We start from the raw sequence: 18,158 nt of genomic DNA on the forward strand, positions 1-18,158 counted from the left end.
GCCTTGTAGCTGACTTATTCAACGTTCTTCCAGAACTGACTGACGCTCTATAAACGTCTGTAAAGAAACGACAAAAGGCCCGCAACATGTTTTGTTGTGGGCCTTTTTATTAAGTAATTTCCAAAATTATTCTTCGAGCTTTTCTTCAGTCTTTTGTTCAACAAGATCGTGTTCTTTACACTTTCTCTCTTTAAATTTTGCTGCCAATTCACGCGCAGTTTGCGTAGATAGTTCTTGTTTACCGACAGGAAAAATATCTTCTTCTTCCTCGTCAATGTGATGCTCATAATCATGGCGCATTGAATTGAAACGATTCAACCAACCACTGGAAGACATATCCATTTCATTCAACTCATCCAGCACATCATCTACTTCTTTATGCTCAGACACCGAATGACGCGCCTTAGACTGACCATCCTCAGTCTTCATTAAATTCGCGTAGAAAGTTTCTTCTTCGGCGGCGGCATGGGATTTGACATCATAATAAAATTCTTCCCATAATTTTTTACGTTCAGAAGAATTTCCTGAAGTCTCAGATAAGCGCTCGAGTAATTTTCTGTGAACCTCGTGGTCGGTTTTGAGTACTTCAAAAATATCTGTCATGAGATTTGTCTCCCTTCCACCAACCAACGCTCTTTGCAGCTATAAAGTTCCCTAAACACATACGTGAATCTAGAAGTGTCGAACCACAGGAGCTTGATATCGGATTTTCAGCGCCGTAAACGAAGATGAAGTACGTCATCGCTGATTTAGTTCACAGTCTTCAACGGGCTAGCTGAAACCTTATAATAGACACCACAAAGAACTATTTATACGCCACCCCTCATGGGTGGCATTTTTCATTCTATTTAGACATAATAGCTCGAAACAATTTTCAATAATGTTTTAGGGATTATGTCATCTAAAACATTATGATACGGGTATAAATTCTGAATACGTAGCACGAACGCATGCATTTTCAGATACAATGTAGAGGTTTAGGGCATGGGCAACATCGAAACTGTCGGCGTAATTGGCGCAGGGCAAATGGGTAATGGTATCGCACATGTTTGTGCCTTGGCTGGTTTCAACGTTTTGCTAAATGACGTAACGCAAGACCGTATTGAAGCTGCATTGAATGTCATCAAAAAAAATATGGTGCGTCAGGTCAGCAAAGACACCATTACCCAACAAGAAATGGACGATGCCCTAGCGCGGATAAAGTCCGGGCTACCTTTAGAACGGCTCTCTTCTGCTGATATGGTCATTGAAGCAGCAACAGAGAAAGAAGAAATCAAAGCGCAAATCTTTAAAGATATTACACCCTATCTAAAAGATGACGCGATGCTCGCCACCAACACGTCATCTATTTCCATTACACGCCTAGCTGCAGCGACTGACAGACCTGAACGCTTTATCGGTGTCCACTTTATGAACCCTGTGCCCGTCATGAACCTTGTTGAGGTTATTCGTGGCTTGGCGACCAATCAGGAAACATACGACGCAGCTGCTTTCATTGTCGAGAAATTGGGAAAAACACTCACAAACTCTGAAGATTTTCCGGGTTTTATAGTAAACCGAATTCTAATGCCGATGATCAACGAAGCTGTTTATACGCTTTATGAAGGCGTTGGATCAGTAGATTCGATTGATACAAGCATGAAGCTTGGAGCTAATCATCCAATGGGCCCACTCATGCTAGCAGACTTCATTGGTCTCGATACATGTTTGTCCATAATGCAGGTTTTACATGATGGCCTTGCAGATACGAAATATCGTCCTTGCCCACTCTTGGTGAAATATGTTGAAGCGGGTTGGCTGGGCCGCAAAACAAATCGTGGTTTCTACGATTATCGCGGCGAAACTCCTATTCCAACACGCTAATTCTGTCCCGATACACAGAACATTTCTACTTTTGATATATTCCAAATCTTGCTTATAAAAATTGAATGACATCAATACAAACGGCGATTTCTGAACAGTATAGTTAAGCCCACGCTAACAATATGTACGAAGTTGAATACGCAAAAAGCAAAGAAATAGAAATGTTTATACAGTATCACTACCAGTCAGTGGGTGACTGTATAAAGGTGATATTTAAGTGCGTTCAATTCAAAAAACGTTGAAGCAGTTTCTAAACGCGACCAATGCGGGTGTCGCGCCTATGTTTGCGCTTTTTCTCACAGTCATACTTTTCATTATCGGCTTCACCATAGATTTTCGGCGTATGGATAGTGCAAAAATGCACCTTCAAGCAGCCACAGATTCCGCCGTTCTTGCAGCTGCCCGCGCATATTTAACAAGCTCAGTTCAAGTCAAAGAAACCAAGAGACAGGAAGATTCTCAGAAAATCGCTTCTGATTATCTCACCGCAAATCTTCTATCCTCTTCAAACAATTTCGAAAACAACCAAATTCAATTAGTCTTCAAGGAAGACGGAGAAATTGTCGGAAAAGCTTCAACCAAAATAAAACTCATCTTTGGTGGATTATTTGGCAAAAGCGATGTTGTACTACCAGCACTTGCCGCTGCGACAGTTGGAGATTCCAGAAAATTAGAAATCGTGTTGGTGCTCGATACTTCAGGATCAATGAGTTCTCAAAACCGCATGAAGCAACTTCGCACAGCCTCAATTAACTTTGTAAACAGTGTGTTCGACAATGCCGTCTACGAACGCACTGTACAGGTTGGTGTTGTGCCTTGGAACGCAACGGTCAATATCAATATGGATAGACCGGGCACATGGGATGCCTCTCCTGGCCCCGCAATCCACAATTCCAATTATGGAAATGGAACCAACCAAGTTACGTCTTTTCAGGATTTTACGGAGAACTTATATCCACCCGGTTTTTCTGACTTTGGAAGCTATAGTGATTCCGACATTGACGATGATTTTGGCTCATCAGGCTGGCTTGGATGCATCACTGCAACAAAAGACGAGCGCAAAATAAGCAGTTCAGGTAATGTAACGCCTCTCACAGACGTTCCGCCATCCAAAATGAAATGGCCTGCCCGAAAAGTCGCTGGCTGGGACCCAAACTCAGACTGCCCAAGCCCTATGCTGGCTATGTCTCAGAGCCGCCCACAGATTATTAAAAAGCTCAACCAGCTTAACCCAAGCGGAAACACGCATGCCGATATCGGCCTCATGTGGGGGTATCGCATGTTCTCACAACAGGCAAACTGGAACAATTTTTTTGGTTATAATTCAGATACTAAGCCAGACAGCTTCCATTCAACAAAGTCACGTAAAATCATGATTATGTTGACAGATGGTGAGAACACAACCACCAGCAGTGAGGGTTATAGCTATTATGGATGGTGTACTTACACTGACCATTATAAGACGAAAAAAAATGGTAAAAAGAAATTTAGCCACACCACAAGAGACTGCGTAGCTCCTGAGGGAATAAACAAAGAAGAAGTTAGCGGCAGTGATCTCAACAGTTTAATGCTGGATGCATGTGAAGTTATCCGCAGCAAAGACGTTGAGCTTTTTACCATCGCGCTCGACCTGCATTCATATTATGACAGTACAGCGATTGCTTTACTTAGAGAATGTGCCGGAAGCGACAGTCACGCCTATAATATTAAAGGTAACGAGCTGGATGAGACGTTTCAGGAGCTTGCTTCAAAAGCACTCAGACTTTCTAAATAAACTAGCCGTGACGATGTTTATTTAGATTTCCAATTTCACTGACTTTTTTAGTCGGCCTATTTTGTTGATGCGATTTCTTTTATCAAGGCAATCGCATTTTCACTCGACCAGTCAGCACCACCCGAAAAGCGGGCGACTTCCTCACCGCTTCTATTGTAAATAATTGTTGTCGGCATGCCCTTTGCGCCCGTATCATAAGCAATGCCATAGGTCGTATCGAAATAGAAATCCAACACACCATTTGTCCATTGCTCTAATGATTTGCGTGTATTTTCCCGATTGTATTCACGATCAACCGCAACAGCGACGACACGCACACCATCATCTTGAACGGCCTCTTGCAGGCGCCCCAGAGACGGCATCTCTTCTTCACAAGGTGGACAAGCCTCAAACCAGATATTTAGAACAACAACTTCCCCGTTGAAATCCTGTAAACTTACGGCTTTACCCTCTGCATTATCAAATTCACCACTTGGTGCAGCTTTACCAGCAGACAATTCTAGACTTGCCAAATCCCCTTTTGCATAACGTTTTAGTCCTGAACTACCTGTCTTTGGCTGGTTACTCGCTGAAAACAATGCGACAACGACAAATAATCCACCCACTATCAACATTGCGGGTATGCCAAATCGAGTAATAGCTTTAGGCATGAACGCAAACTCCTACACGTTACGACGAGACTTGATCAGATATGACTAGTAAACAAGACAAGAACAGTTCAGATACGCCCTCCGACACCAAAGGACAAGAGATGTGGGGTGGACGATTCAGCGCAAAGCCTGATTCAATCATGACGTCTATAAATGCATCGATCAACGTGGATAAACGTCTGGCCGAGGAAGATGTAGCTGGTTCTATCGCCCATGCCAAAATGTTATGTGAACAAGGCATTATCAATGAAGTCGATTGCGACGATATCGTCGAAGGGCTCGACAAAATCATAAATGAAATTCGTCACGATAAATTTCATTTCTCGGTTGAACTTGAAGATATTCACATGAATATCGAAGCACGCCTCAAAAAGCTTATTGGTGGCGCAGCAGGACGTTTGCACACTGCCCGCTCAAGAAACGATCAGGTCGCAACCGATTTTCGGCTATGGGTGAAAGCCTCTTGTACAGCGCGGCTAGACCAGATCGAAACCCTGATGAAAGCTTTATTAAGCCAAGCTGAAACCCATGTGGATTGGGTTATGCCGGGTTTCACACATTTACAAACTGCTCAACCTGTCACAGTTGGCCATCATTTAATGGCCTATGTTGAAATGTTCTCGCGTGATTTTTCTCGTTTTGCAGATGCGATCCACCGCATGGATGAATGTCCGCTCGGTGCTGCTGCATTGGCAGGTACAGGATTTAACATCGACCGAGAAATGACAGCAGAAGCACTTGGTTTTGATCACCCAATGGCAAATTCACTCGATGCCGTATCAGCGCGTGATTATGCGATTGAGAGCTTATCCAGCATTGCAATCTGTGCCCAACATCTCTCACGCCTCGCCGAAGAATTGGTCATCTGGTCCTCCTCCCCTTTCTCCTTCGTGCGTATGTCTGATGCTTGGTCGACTGGGTCATCCATCATGCCACAAAAACGCAATCCTGATGCAGCAGAACTCGTGCGCGCCAAAACAGGCCGTGCAAATGGCTCATTAATTGCGATGCTCACCCTGATGAAAGGACTGCCGCTTGCCTATTCCAAGGATATGCAAGACGATAAGCAGATCACATTTGAAGCCTTTGATAGCCTAGACCTATCTCTACAAGCTATGACAGGCATGATCGAAACCATGACCTTCAATAAAGAGAATCTAGCAAAGGCAGCTTCAGGCGGCTTCTCAACTGCCACTGATCTTGCTGACTGGCTGGTGCGCGATTTGAATATCCCATTCCGTGAAGCCCACCACATTACGGGTGCCAGCGTGAAAGCAGCTGAAGAAAAAGGCGTGCAATTGTGGGATCTGTCACTTGAAGAGCTTCAAGCTATTGAACCACGCATCACAAATGATGTATTTGATATATTGAGTGTGGACGCCTCTGTCGCCAGCCGTCAAAGTTATGGTGGTACAGCCCCAGTGCGTGTACGCGAGCAAATTGCTTCATGGAAGGAACGCCTATTATGAGACCAATGAAAATCATTCTGGGCCTGACAGCCCTTGCATCTTTATCAGCGTGTGGCCTACCCGGAGATTTGGAACGTCCTGAACCAATCTTCCGCAATGATCCAGAACCCGTTGCAGCGCCACCTCAGCCTCCTGTCGTTGAAGATGAAATCATCGAAGAAGAAATTCCAGATGATGAACTTCTTGGCGGCCCTGAAGGCTAACCACAACACAATTATCTTCAATCCATGTGAATAAAAACAGCCCATCTATTCACATGGATTTTCAAAATGAAACCGAATTAAATGCACCATTTCAACTATGTGAATGGCCGTCTTCAATGTGAAGGCGTTCCATTGGATGACATCGCCAACCAAGTTGGGACCCCGACTTACGTTTATTCAACGGCAACATTAGAGCGACACTACAATGTGCTTGCAGAGGCTTTTGAAGGGTCAAAATACCTTATCGCCTATTCTGTGAAAGCTTGTGGAAATATTGGTGTCATCGCCACATTGGCCAAGCTTGGCGCTGGGGCGGATGTTGTATCTGGTGGAGAGTTGGCCAAAGCGCTACACGCAGGTATTCCAGCTGAAAAAATCGTTTTCTCCGGTGTCGGAAAAACACGCGCAGAGCTAACAGCTGCGTTAAAAGCAGGCATTCACCAATTCAATGTTGAAAGCTTCCCTGAAATGGAGCGTCTCAATGAAATTGCGATCGGACTGGGCAAAGTCGCGCCGATCGCTTTTCGTGTAAACCCACACGTAGACGCTGGCGGCCATGCCAATATCTCCACTGGCGGCGCAGAACACAAATTTGGTATTGCTTGGCACGAAGCGGCAGATATGTACGCTAAAGCCGCTGCTATGAAAGGCATTAATCCAATCGGAGTGGATGTTCATATTGGTAGCCAAATTATGGACATTGAGCCTATGCGCATTGCTTTTGAAAAAGTGGTCGCATTAGTGCGCGAATTGCGCGCTCAAGGCATAGACATTAAACGTATGGATCTGGGCGGCGGTTTAGGCATACCCTACGCCCCGGAAGACAACCCAGATTCTCCCGCCAAATACGCCCAAATGATCCGTGAAGTAAAACAAGGCGTTGATGTCGAACTCATCCTTGAACCCGGCCGCATGATTGCCGGAAATGCAGGCGTTATGCTTGCAAATGTTGAGTATGTAAAAGAACGCGATGGTCGCACTTTTGTAATCCTCGATGCAGGCATGAACGACCTTGCGCGCCCCGCACTTTACGATTCAATCCACGAGGTGCAGCCCCTTATCGAACCGGCAAGCGATGCGCCTATTGCTCCCGTAGATTTGGTTGGGCCAGTGTGCGAAACAACCGATCGTTTCCAAAAAGCACGCCCAATGCATCCGTTAAAGCAAGATGATAAAATCGCCTTTATGTCAGCTGGGGCTTATGGTGCCGTTCTTTCATCACAATATAATGCCAGACCTCTAGCAGCAGAAGTATTGGTCAATGGCGATTCATTTAGCGTAATCCGCCCAAGGCCAAGTTATGATGACATCATCGCTTTGGAAAAACAGCCTGACTGGTTAGAGTAATTCCAACGCGACACAAACTAAGGCCTGATCAATAATAATGAATGGCGCAGAACGTATAAGCCAAATGATAAAATCCACACATAGGCGGCTAAACTGGCTTGCTTATGTGTCGGCATTTGGTGGATTGGCATTCATTCTTGGCCTTTGGTTGATATTGTCATTCACGGGCGCGCTAGAAGCTGTCAGCCCCAAACTCCGCGCTGCAGCGACACTAACCACTATTCTAATCTGCATTGGACTTGCCATTCGCGGGATCAGAAACTTTTCCAAACCAACACAGCAAGATGCTTTTGCCGAAATTGATGCCTTATCTGAGACCCGCCCCGCATCAACTTTGATTGATAATCCCGTACGTCCTCATGCTCAAGCTGCAGCTATGTGGGCAGAACATAGAGAAAAAGTTCTAGCGGAAGCGAGAAACCTTCCTCAGCCATCTCTATGGAAAAAGGCGCAAGCCATTGATCCGCTTTTCTTTCGTTTCATCACGCCGATTGCCCTCATTGCATCCATCGTCTTCGCTGGGAATTTAGCTATTCCTCGCCTACAAAATACATTCAAGGCAGATTTTGGAACATTGGTTGGCGCTGATAACCTAATCGCGCAAGCTTGGGTCACGCCCCCTGCTTATACGGGCCACGCCCCTTTTGATGTATCGGCAAACCAAACTTTTAGTGCACCGGCAGGCTCAGAATTTACGATACGCGTTGAAACGCATGGTAAGCCCAAACTCAAACTGCATTATGGCAAAAAAACCAAATCTCTCCCGCTAAAACGCGGCGCAGATGGCACATATGAAACCAAACTCAAACTAGACCTTCAAAAAGAAGTCACCGCTGAAATACACTGGTGGGGAAAACGCGCAGCCTACGATATCAGTACAAATGCAGATCAATTCCCAACAATTACATTTGATGGCTACCCGAAAATTGATGACAATGACCGCACTGCCTTTGGTTGGAGCGCCCAAGATGATTATGGGATAACGGATGTGTCTCTTATCATTCGTCCAGCTAAGCCCAAAGCCGGCGAGGAAAACTTCACCGATACGATAAAACTGGATCTTCCGGGCATCGAGCCTCAAAAAGCCAAGAATAAAGCTGCCCTCAATCTGACGCGCCATAAATGGGCCGGCATACCTATCATTGCTTTTCTAAGAGTGAGTGATGCGGCGGGACAAAAAAGCGATTCACGCGAAGTTGCATTCACCCTCCCTCAAAAATTATTCCTGCAACCGATGGCAAGGGCAGCTATGGAAGTGCGGTCTGTCGTTTTGCGGGAATGGCAAGATTATGATGAAGCACCCACAGCCAATGCTGAAATCATGGACAATGGGCAAATATCGCCAATACCACCATCAAAATTAGAAAAAGCGCCCAAAGAGATTAAACGCGCCGCTATCATGCTGGATTCGCTAACCTATAAACCAGACACATATTTCAATGATCGTGTCATTTATCTTGGATTGCGTCAGGCCAAACACATCATCGCATCCGCAGAATCCAAACCGGAAGCTGATACTTCCGAAGGCATTTTATGGTCTGTCGCCATGCGTGCAGAATATGGCACCCTTGCTGATGCCGCCCGCGCACTGGAAGCTGCCAGAAAAGCCCTCGAAACGGCTTTGCGGGACGGTGCCTCTGAAGAAGACATCAAACGCCTAATGAAAGCGTATAAGCAAGCCGTCCAGAATTATGTCGATATGCGTCTTGCTGAAGCTTTAAGGCGCGGCATCGATCCTGCAGACCTTGATGGTGAAGCTCCCAACTCAATGAAACTTGGCGGCTCAGACTTAGAAAAAATGCTGAAAACACTGGAAGAGCTCACAGAAACAGGCGCGACCGAGCAAGCAAGACAATTATTGTCTGATATGAGCGATCTTCTGGAGGCGATGAAAAATCTACAACTCTCCAATTCCATGTCTGGCGACCCTTTGGGCAGTCAACAAAACCCAACATCCAAAGAATTAGAAAAACTCGCAGAAGAATTACGTGATCAGCGTGATTTAAATGATGACACATTGCAAAAACAACGCGAACAGCAAAACGCCACACCCGGTGAATCAGGGCAACCTTCAGCGCCCAATGGCAGTGGACCATCTCTCGAACAGCGCCAAAAAGAATTAGCAGAGAGACATCTCAACAGCCCCTCACTTTCAAATGAAAACGGTACGGGTTCAGAAAATGGCTCTCAATCATTTGGCTCAAATGGTGAAATCGAAGGTATGACAGGTGACTATCCTATGGATGAGGACGGCTACCGCCTTACACCTAAAGGAGATGCTGTAACCGCAGCTAAAGAAGCGCAACGCAAAGCGGCACAAGCTTTATCTGAAGGCGATTTAGAAACAGCAATGCGTCACCAAAAGGATGCAGAAAAAGCACTCACTCGCGCAGCCACTGAGATGGCTGCTGAAGCGGATAAGGCACGCGGCGAACAAGGCAATGGCACAGATTTAAATGAGGCACAGGATGCTTCTGACCCTCTAGGTCGACCAACAGGTAACGGCCTTATCGGCGATGGCGACGAAATCAAAGTGCCAGAAACAATGGACAGGCAACGCGCCTACGAAATCCTCGAAGAGCTACGCGAACGCTCATCAAAACAAGGTCTTAGTGATGATGAAATGGATTATCTTCTAAGATTGCTCAAACGCTTTTAACTGCTGAGTTTCTAGGGCTGGATTGGCCCAAAGTTGCCTAATATTAAAGCCTTAGTTTTCCAAAGGTTTGGTCATTTGCAACCAAATTAAGTATCCGCCTAAAACAAAATCTATACCAAAACACAATGGTGCCCACCATTCCGGAGCGGGTGTGTGTAATTGAAAAAAGAAATGGTATGTCGCGTCGAATAATCCATGACCGATCAAAAGCCATGCAATAAGTAAAACTGATTTTTTATACCCAATAAGGGCACCTACAATAAATATTGTTGCGAAAAAAATATTTATAATTTGAGTAAGTATATCACCGTTTTCAAAGGCAAAAACTATGTAAAATAAAGCGATTGCAATCAATGTCGATGTGTAGGTAGCTCGATCCCGATCAAGTCCAATTGCTCTTGCAATGAAGATCACAATCAATGTCAGCGTGATGCCAATTATAACCGGAATAAGCATTCTTACTTTCTTAGGCCTTCACCTGAAAGAATAACATCTAGCGCTAGACGAACGAACACCTAGAAGTGTTATCATTCAAAAGCTGACTATTCAGGCACCGCGCCTAGATATGACAATCCACGCCAATGTCCAGCATCATCCATACCATAACCGACAAGATAACGTGGCGGCGCATCATATGCCCAAGCATCCAACCCCGTTGGCGCAGCTTCGGGTTTTCTTGCAAACACACATGTGCGCACTTCTCTTGCGCCTTTAGCCATTAGGTGTGTACGTGCAAATTCGAGCGTACGTCCTGAATCAAACACATCATCGAGTATAAGTGCGCCGCGACCGGCAATGGACCTTTGAATATCAGCCCGCACAACCACACGCCCAGAACTTTCCCGCGCATCACGGTAGCTTTCCAACCAAAGCGCATCAAACCCAACATCAATACCGCGATCTGCTAGCGCTCTTAATAGATCAGATGCAAAAGGTGCAGCGCCTAAAAGAATAACAATCGCTGTCCAGGATTTACCTTCAAGCATGGGCACAAGCGTTTCTGCTGTTTGCTTTATGCGAGCGTCGATTTCTTCTTTTGTCAAAAGGACATCAAAATTAGGTATCTCAGTGGTGCTCATCAGTGGTTCCATGGTCAGCTGAGTTGCTGGCAGGCGTATCATGACTATCACCGTCATGGCTAGTTGCCTCATGGTCATTTACATCGTGCTCACCAGCAGCATCACCATGCTCTTCATTCGTCGAATGCGGCTCGCTATCTACAGGCGCTGAATAATGATCTTCAAACCCGTCAACGGCCTTTTGCGGACTTTCAAAATTTGCCTGAAGATCAAAACTATCCATGGGCGGAGATACGATATGCGCCGTAAAGCTTGATGTTTGTCCGGGCGCAACAACATTATCGAGCAAATTCACGCGCTCAACTTGCACAATTTCACCATGCTCATTGCGCAAGCTAATTCTTACAATCGGTGATGCCCGATGCCGATCAGAAATGTTGGAGGCAGACCCTGTAATCGTCAGAATCGGTGTTGTACCATCAAATGAGCGGTGCGCCGATAATTCACCAAACTCCAACCCAAAACGATTCACTTCCATGCCCATCATGGCATAGACAGATGCTGACTTGGGCCAGAACTCGACAACTTCCTGACGGTAATTCACAGCACCACTCGCCACACCAACAAATGTTATCCCAGAAATAACCCATGCTGCACTAGCTGCAAGAACACGATTGCGGCTACGACGCTTTGCTTGCTTTTCCCTAAGCTCGGCGTGCGGTCCAGACCGATTAGTGGCATTCTCAACTGCTTTTTGGCGTAGCCTCTCCACCTGAGAACGGGTTAAACCAGTATCTTCCTCTGATTGTGAAGCCGCTTCTAGAGTTTCTGGAGGTTTCGCATACCATGAATGATCACAAGCTGCGCAGCGCACATTGCGTCCAGAAGAGCCTAAAGCTGCCTCGGAAGTAAAATATCGTGTCTGACAAGACGGACAAATCAAAATCATAATGCTATCGAAAACACACTTTCAGTTAACAATGTCCAACCAATACCTGATATAGTCACATAAAATTGGAAACTTTTGGTAACCATGAAAAATATGTCTTTGGAAGAGCCTGCAGTGCAATTTGATCAAGTCAGCCTATCATATGGGCTAGATCAGGACGTTTTGACTCAGGTATCGATGGAATTACACGCTAGATCCTTCACCCTATTAACGGGACCATCTGGTGCAGGAAAAACAACGCTTTTGAAATTGGCCTATCTTGCCCTGCTGCCGACGTCGGGAAACATTTCCCTGTTTGGGGTAAATACCGGACGACTAAACCGCACAGGATTAGCCAAACTGCGCAGACGTGTCGGCGTTGTATTTCAGGAGTTTCGTCTACTCGATCATCTCACCGCCTATGAAAATGCAGCCTTGCCGCTTCGTGTCGTCGGCGAACCTGAAAAACACTATAGAGATGATGTCATTGAATTACTGCGCTGGGTCGGATTGGGTGACAGGCTAGATGCCCGCCCCGAAACATTATCTGGCGGCGAAAAACAACGTGTCGCTATCGCGCGTGCAATCGTTGGCAAGCCAGACCTCTTAATTGCGGACGAGCCAACTGGGAATGTCGACCCAGAAATGGGTGATCGTCTGCTACGATTGTTTCAGGAATTAAATAAGCGTTTGGGAACAACTGTTTTGATTGCCACACATGATCAGGATATGGTTAAAAATGCAGGCGCTGAAGTTTTGCGCCTCGCCGATGGAAGTGTCATGCATCAAGTAAGCAATAGGCCGAGTTTTACAATTTCATGAGTACATCCTCCCTCCTGCCTAAAGAAGATGCCCGCGACGCAGCTTTGTTTTTTGTTGTCTGCGCTTTGTGTTTTCTAGGAGCCTTAGCGGCCCTTTCAGCACGCGCGGCCTATTCTGCAGCAAATGACTGGACAAATGATGTCACCGGTCAAATCACGATCCGCGTCGAAGGCACACCGCTTCATTTGAAAAAAGCACTGGAAATCACCCGCCGTCAGAAAGGGATATCATCCGCTCGTGCACTGAATAAAAGCGATGCTGAAGAATTGCTCAGCCCATGGCTGGGTAAAAACGGTGTCCCTGATGGATTGCCTCTGCCCAAACTCATCGCCGCCGAAGCATTTGCAGGCGTCTCTGGTCTTGGTCCCAAACTAGAAGCCAGCTTTGCAGCCGAAAAAATCACGGCCACTGTAGATGATCATGTTGTCTGGTCTGAAGATGTACGCAAAGCAACAGATTCAGCGCGATTGGTTGCCCTTATCGCTGTGGCGCTTTTGGCAGCCACAGCAATCGCCGTGATTGCATTCGCAACGCATTCAGCCCTGTTAGCGCGTAAGGAAATCGTCAATGTCCTGCATTTATGCGGTGCAAAAGATAGCTATATTGCCGGCATGTTTGAACGACGATTTTTGGGACTTGGATTGCAAGCGGGCACTGTCGGCGCTGTTTTAGCACTTTGTTCCGCTGCTATACTTTTATATATGGCCAAACAATCGGACGGTCAGGTCTGGCTTCTGCCACAATTATCCTTATCGATGGTAGATGGGCTGATTCTTGGGCTAACACCTATCATTGCGGGACTATCCGCCATGATGGCTGCGCGCATCACTGTTATTCGCTCGCTCGCAGAATTAGTGTAATATAGGAACCCGACGAGACGCATGAAAAGTCTGACAAAGAAAATCAGGAATGCCTTTTTGGTATTTTGCCTATTTTTGATAGGTTATGACTTTGTGAGTTTTTCATATCGGGCCGCGCAATTGGCGACACCCCAATTTGACACGTCAAACCCACATGCGGTCATCGCTTTAACAGGCGGTAGCAATCGCATCGCTTTTGCTGCGGAAATTGCCAAAGACCAAAACCTTCCCCTTTTTATTTCTGGCGTTAATCGAGAAGCCAAGCCAGATGAAGTTGCCATTGCAGCCGGCGTTGATACAGCTTTCTTTGAATGCTGCACCACACTCGGATATAAGGCCCGCACAACCTATGAAAACGGTTTGGAAGTCGCCCAATGGTCCACGAAATCTGGATACACCAGACTCATAATCGTCACCTCAAATTACCATATGGAACGTGCGCTTCTAGAATTGGAACGTGCAATGCCAAACGTCACACTGACTGGATTGGCAGTTGCTTCCCCTGCGATTAAGGCGGACGCTTGGTGGACTGATATGCGTTCAGCAAAACGCATGGGTATTGAGTGGGTTAAATGGCGTATAATCAAAACACGCCGTCTTTTCCAATCCGGCTAACGCTTGCCAAGCCTGTAAAGCGTGAATAAGTGAAATACGAGACTAATAATCCAAAGAAAGACTTTCCACCATAATGTTCATCTGGTTGCGTTCATTTGCCTTCTATATCTGGCACTATCTTTCTATGGGTGTTCTGGGCGTCGTTTTTATTCCTGCTTTATTTTTACCGCAAAAAGCATCCATCGCTGCTGCACGTTCTTGGGCTAAGGCGACACGCTTTGGTTTACGTTTCTTTTGCGGCGTTCAAACAGAAATACGTGGCATTGAAAACATGCCCGATGGGGCCTGCCTCATCGCGTCTAAACATCAAAGCACTTATGATATATTGATGCCGTTTATTTATGCCAAAAATCCGGCATTTGTATTGAAGCGAGAGCTGTTCTTCTACCCAATTTTAGGCTGGTATGGTTGGCGCGCCGATATGATCCCAATCGACCGGGGTGGCTATGTAAAAACCCTCAAAAAAATGTTGGGGCGTGCCAAAGAAGAATCGCAACGCGGCAGACAAATTCTGATTTTCCCTGAAGGCACACGTCAAATTCCCGGTGCCACACCCGATTACAAATCAGGTGTGTACGCAATGTACAAAGAATTAAACGAGCCCTGCATTCCGGTTGCTTTGAACACAGGCACAATATGGCCACGCGGCAGCTTCATGCGCCGTCCGGGAAAGCTTGTTTTTGATATTCTCCCCGCCATAGAAGCAGGTCTTCCACGCAAGGAATTCATGCAAAGATTGCAAGACAATATAGAACCAGCATCCAATGCTTTACTTCAAGAACAACACTCCATACCCTCTAAATTAGATGAGGCTAAAAAAGAGGCACAAGCATAATGGAAGAGACAAAAACAAAAGGAAAATCAAAGTCCTTCATCATTTTGTTTTCCGCGATTGCTTTGGTCCTAATCGCTTATACAATCTATTGGTTTGTTGCTTCCAACGCTATTCACAAAGGTGTGCTCAACTGGATGCAAGAGCAACGCGCTGCCGGATACAGCATTGAGCATAGCGGCACCAAAGTGACTGGTTTTCCATATCGGTTCACACTTGAGATTGACAGTCCCATCCTATCAACACCCAACAAAGACTGGACATGGCAAGGCGAAAAACTTCTCATTGTCATGCAAACCTATAACTACAATCATTTCATAGGGTTTGCACCTGGACGCCACATTCTGACAGATGCAGAAAACGTAATCTACACCACTGACAGTTCTGGATTTCAGGCATCTTTTAGCCGTAAGGGCGAAAAGCTAAATCAAATATCTATCATCGCAAATTCATTGGTAACCAACACGTCTGCCAACGATAAATACACACTTACAGGCCCCAACCTGCATATCTCTCCCATGCCAGAAAGTCCCGACGATTTACGCATCTATGCAGGCTTTGACACGCTCACACTGTCAGACCCGGTCTCGGATGCAGAATATCTTGGCACTGAAATTGGCCCATTGAAAGCACGCATAGCAATCACTCAAGGTGTTAAAGCTTTAGAGCAAGGCGGCAATATTGTTCAGCTCGTAGATGAACTAGATCCAAGCCTTATGTCTCCACTAACAGAATTTAAATGGGGTGCTTTAGAGCTCAAAGCAAAAACTGACAGCATCAAAATCGACAATGCCCATAGACCAACAGGATTGGTCAATTTGCGCGTTGAGAATATCGCCAACTTAAAAGCTGCAATGCAAGCAGAAAACGCGTTAGATAAAAATCAAATACAAGCTCTAACGATCGCAGAAAACATGATGAAAAAAGAAGACGCATTCCTTCCTATTTCACTTCACCAAGGCAAGGTAAAAATCATGTTTCAGGATATCGCCGAAATAGACCCGCTTTATTAGACAGAAATATAAAACTTATCCGTCTATTCTGCTGGCGTATCATCTTCATCGCTACGGCGGCCAAAATTGGGAGCAGCTGTATCTTGTCCAGCATCAATCACGGATTTTCGAATAGACCGCGCCCGCGTAAACAGATCAAATAATTGATCACCATCTGACCAACGAATGGCCCGCTGCAATGCTGCGAGGTCTTCAGTAAATCGACCCAGTGTCTCTAAAACAGCTTCTTTATTGTTCAAAAACACATCACGCCACATTGTCGGATCAGAGGCTGCAATACGGGTAAAGTCTCGAAAACCACCCGCAGAGAATTTCACAACTTCGCCCTCAGTGACCTGTTCCATGTCTTCAGCTGTTGCACAAATATTATATGCAATTAGGTGAGGAAGGTGACTTGTGATAGCCAGCACCAAATCGTGACGCTTTGCACTCATAATCTCAACTGTGGACCCCAAAGCTTCCCAGAAACGCGACAGTTTTTGCACAGAAACTTGGTAGGAATCGCTCTGATCCTCCAGTGGAGTGAGGATACACCAACGCCCTGAAAACAATTTTGCAAACCCAGCATCGGGCCCTGAATGCTCAGTTCCAGCAATCGGATGCCCCGCAATCACATGCACATGCGCCGGACTCACAGCGACCATGTCATTGAGTGCACTTTCCTTCACAGAGCCTACATCTGTTAAAATAGCCCCTTCTTTCAAGAAAGGCGCAGCTGCTTGCGCGGCGGCTCCCAAAACACCAACCGGCGTACACAGAACAACAAGATCAGCTCCCGTACAAGCTGCTTCAATTGTATCAGACACGTCGCCCAACCCAATTTTCGCAGCACGCGCGCGAACAGCTTCATTCGCATCATAAATGCGGATAGTTTTAGCCACGCCGCTTGCTTCACTCGCGCGGGCTATAGACGAGCCTATAAGGCCAGCCCCAATTATTGTGATGGTGTCAAATATTGGATTTGATATTTTTGTAATCATGATGCTGCCAGAAATTCTTCTAGGCCCAAAAGCACAGCATCCACACTGTCGGCGCTGCCAACAGAAATACGCAAGCAATGGGGAAGTTTATAGCTTACCATCGCACGCACAGACACGCCTTTTGTATCCAAGAATTTCGCGGCTTCAACGGCGGACTGCCCTAATTTTTCAGGGAATTTTGCTAGAATAAAATTGGCAACACTAGGCACTGGATCAAGCCCAAGTTTCTCAAGCCCCGCAAATAAACGTTCACGTTGTTCATTATTGTGAGCCAAAGATGTCTCTAAAAATGCCTGATCCTGAATCGCCGCAATTCCTGCTAGCTGCGCTGTCTCTGAAACATTGAACGGACCACGCACGCGGTGCAACGCATCGATAATGTGCGCTGGTGCATACGCCCAACCAAGCCGGAGCGCAGCCAAGCCATATATCTTTGAAAATGTACGTGTCATCACAACATTTTCAAACTCTGAGACAAGCTCTATCCCAGCCGCATAATCATTCGCCCGCACATATTCAGCATACGCACCATCAAGCACTAAAATGACATGGCTAGGTAGCCCCGCATGTAATCTGCGCACTTCTTCAAAGGAGATATATGTGCCTGTTGGATTATTCGGGTTCGCTATAAAAACGATTTTTGTTTTCTCAGTGACGCAATCCAAAATCGCATCAACATCCGTGTGTAATTGTTTTTCTGGTGCACTTTTCGTAATCGCTCCAGCTTGTTGAGCCACAAGTTCATACACAAGAAAGCCGTGCGTTGACTGAATAATCTCATCACCTTTTTCCAGATAAGCTTTACCTAGCATCTGAAAAATTTCATCTGATCCTGCACCGCAAATAATTCTATTTGCATCAAGCCCATAGCGCTCCGCTATCGCTTCGCGAAGCCGTGTCGCATTACCATCAGGGTAAACTTCAAGATGCGATGTTGCCTCTTCCACCGCACGTCTAGCAGCAGGCGACGCACCTAATGGGTTTTCATTAGAAGCAAGCTTAAATACACGTCCAGTGCTTGGAGAAGGCGCATGACCCGGCACATATGGCGATATGTCCAAGATTTGCGGCAATGGCTCTGGGCGCTGCTTCTTCGTCATCATTCTTGCTTTCACAATTGGGAT

18 protein-coding genes are annotated in these 18,158 nt (G+C 46.0%); 11 read left to right on the forward strand and 7 right to left on the reverse strand.

Features of this window, described 5'->3' with window-relative positions; all coding sequences use genetic code 11:
- Window positions 1–126: 126 nt before the first annotated feature.
- Window positions 127–603 (reverse strand): hemerythrin domain-containing protein, encoded by a 477-nt coding sequence (locus AC5EF3_RS09535; RefSeq protein ID WP_012778103.1) that lies wholly within the window; start codon window positions 601–603, stop codon window positions 127–129.
- A 381-nt stretch (window positions 604–984) separates the two neighbouring features.
- Here AC5EF3_RS09535 and AC5EF3_RS09540 point away from each other — a divergent pair, with 381 nt between their 5' ends.
- Together AC5EF3_RS09540 and AC5EF3_RS09545 are read left to right on the forward strand one after the other, a co-directional pair.
- Window positions 985–1,863: a 3-hydroxybutyryl-CoA dehydrogenase gene (locus AC5EF3_RS09540; RefSeq protein WP_012778102.1), complete on the forward strand. Its 879-nt coding sequence runs from the start codon at window positions 985–987 to the stop codon at window positions 1,861–1,863.
- 217 nt (window positions 1,864–2,080) lie between these two features.
- On the forward strand, window positions 2,081–3,637 hold the full coding sequence (locus AC5EF3_RS09545) for a Tad domain-containing protein (RefSeq protein WP_493547879.1): 1,557 nt from the start codon (window positions 2,081–2,083) through the stop codon (window positions 3,635–3,637).
- A 56-nt stretch (window positions 3,638–3,693) separates the two neighbouring features.
- Here the strand turns inward: AC5EF3_RS09545 and AC5EF3_RS09550 are convergent, their stop codons facing one another.
- A complete protein-coding gene (locus AC5EF3_RS09550; protein WP_493547880.1) occupies window positions 3,694–4,287 on the reverse strand; it encodes a TlpA family protein disulfide reductase in 594 nt (197 codons plus the stop codon).
- Window positions 4,288–4,328: 41 nt separating this feature from the next.
- Here AC5EF3_RS09550 and argH point away from each other — a divergent pair, with 41 nt between their 5' ends.
- The 4 genes from argH to AC5EF3_RS09570 all read left to right on the forward strand — a co-directional run bounded on the left by argH (window position 4,329) and on the right by AC5EF3_RS09570 (window position 9,965).
- Window positions 4,329–5,756, forward strand: a complete 1,428-nt coding sequence (gene argH, locus AC5EF3_RS09555; protein ID WP_149037343.1) for an argininosuccinate lyase — start codon at window positions 4,329–4,331, stop codon at window positions 5,754–5,756.
- Window positions 5,753–5,959, forward strand: a complete 207-nt coding sequence (gene lptM, locus AC5EF3_RS09560) for an LPS translocon maturation chaperone LptM (RefSeq protein WP_012778098.1) — start codon at window positions 5,753–5,755, stop codon at window positions 5,957–5,959. Before argH ends, lptM begins: the two co-directional genes overlap by 4 nt.
- Before the next feature lie 81 nt (window positions 5,960–6,040).
- Complete coding sequence (lysA, locus tag AC5EF3_RS09565) at window positions 6,041–7,306, forward strand: diaminopimelate decarboxylase (RefSeq protein WP_493547881.1); 1,266 nt, start codon at window positions 6,041–6,043, stop codon at window positions 7,304–7,306.
- Window positions 7,307–7,370: 64 nt separating this feature from the next.
- The gene (locus AC5EF3_RS09570) at window positions 7,371–9,965 is read left to right on the forward strand and encodes a DUF4175 family protein (RefSeq protein WP_493547882.1); all 2,595 of its coding nucleotides are present in this window, start codon (window positions 7,371–7,373) and stop codon (window positions 9,963–9,965) included.
- A 51-nt stretch (window positions 9,966–10,016) separates the two neighbouring features.
- Here AC5EF3_RS09570 and AC5EF3_RS09575 read toward each other — a convergent pair whose 3' ends face one another.
- The 3 genes from AC5EF3_RS09575 to AC5EF3_RS09585 form a co-directional block, all read right to left on the reverse strand.
- Window positions 10,017–10,421 carry a hypothetical protein gene (locus AC5EF3_RS09575; protein ID WP_493547883.1) on the reverse strand — a complete coding sequence of 135 codons (405 nt, stop codon included), beginning with the start codon at window positions 10,419–10,421 and terminating at the stop codon, window positions 10,017–10,019.
- 86 nt (window positions 10,422–10,507) lie between these two features.
- Entirely contained in the window at window positions 10,508–11,044 is a 537-nt protein-coding gene (locus AC5EF3_RS09580) for a phosphoribosyltransferase (RefSeq protein WP_012778095.1), read from the reverse strand.
- Window positions 11,031–11,933 carry an MJ0042-type zinc finger domain-containing protein gene (locus AC5EF3_RS09585; protein ID WP_493547884.1) on the reverse strand — a complete coding sequence of 301 codons (903 nt, stop codon included), beginning with the start codon at window positions 11,931–11,933 and terminating at the stop codon, window positions 11,031–11,033. The genes AC5EF3_RS09580 and AC5EF3_RS09585 overlap by 14 nt, the downstream gene beginning before the upstream one ends.
- A gap of 84 nt (window positions 11,934–12,017) precedes the next feature.
- On the opposite strand from AC5EF3_RS09585, the gene AC5EF3_RS09590 reads away from it, so the two are divergent.
- The 5 genes from AC5EF3_RS09590 to AC5EF3_RS09610 all read left to right on the forward strand — a co-directional run bounded on the left by AC5EF3_RS09590 (window position 12,018) and on the right by AC5EF3_RS09610 (window position 16,054).
- Window positions 12,018–12,734, forward strand: coding sequence for a cell division ATP-binding protein FtsE (locus tag AC5EF3_RS09590; protein WP_012778093.1), 717 nt, complete (start codon window positions 12,018–12,020; stop codon window positions 12,732–12,734).
- Window positions 12,731–13,594, forward strand: a complete 864-nt coding sequence (locus AC5EF3_RS09595) for a cell division protein FtsX (RefSeq protein ID WP_012778092.1) — start codon at window positions 12,731–12,733, stop codon at window positions 13,592–13,594. The genes AC5EF3_RS09590 and AC5EF3_RS09595 overlap by 4 nt, the downstream gene beginning before the upstream one ends.
- 93 nt (window positions 13,595–13,687) lie before the next feature.
- Complete coding sequence (locus AC5EF3_RS09600) at window positions 13,688–14,209, forward strand: YdcF family protein (RefSeq protein ID WP_233356717.1); 522 nt, start codon at window positions 13,688–13,690, stop codon at window positions 14,207–14,209.
- 73 nt (window positions 14,210–14,282) lie between these two features.
- Window positions 14,283–15,044 carry a lysophospholipid acyltransferase family protein gene (locus AC5EF3_RS09605; RefSeq protein ID WP_012778090.1) on the forward strand — a complete coding sequence of 254 codons (762 nt, stop codon included), beginning with the start codon at window positions 14,283–14,285 and terminating at the stop codon, window positions 15,042–15,044.
- Window positions 15,044–16,054 (forward strand): DUF2125 domain-containing protein, encoded by a 1,011-nt coding sequence (locus tag AC5EF3_RS09610; RefSeq protein WP_493547885.1) that lies wholly within the window; start codon window positions 15,044–15,046, stop codon window positions 16,052–16,054. The genes AC5EF3_RS09605 and AC5EF3_RS09610 overlap by 1 nt, the downstream gene beginning before the upstream one ends.
- A 23-nt stretch (window positions 16,055–16,077) precedes the next feature.
- Here the strand turns inward: AC5EF3_RS09610 and AC5EF3_RS09615 are convergent, their stop codons facing one another.
- The gene (locus AC5EF3_RS09615; protein WP_493547886.1) at window positions 16,078–17,034 is read right to left on the reverse strand and encodes a prephenate/arogenate dehydrogenase family protein; all 957 of its coding nucleotides are present in this window, start codon (window positions 17,032–17,034) and stop codon (window positions 16,078–16,080) included.
- Window positions 17,031–18,137 (reverse strand): histidinol-phosphate transaminase, encoded by a 1,107-nt coding sequence (hisC, locus tag AC5EF3_RS09620; RefSeq protein ID WP_493547887.1) that lies wholly within the window; start codon window positions 18,135–18,137, stop codon window positions 17,031–17,033. Before hisC ends, AC5EF3_RS09615 begins: the two co-directional genes overlap by 4 nt.
- Window positions 18,138–18,158: the final 21 nt, after the last annotated feature.

This window comes from Hirschia sp., from assembly GCF_058892565.1.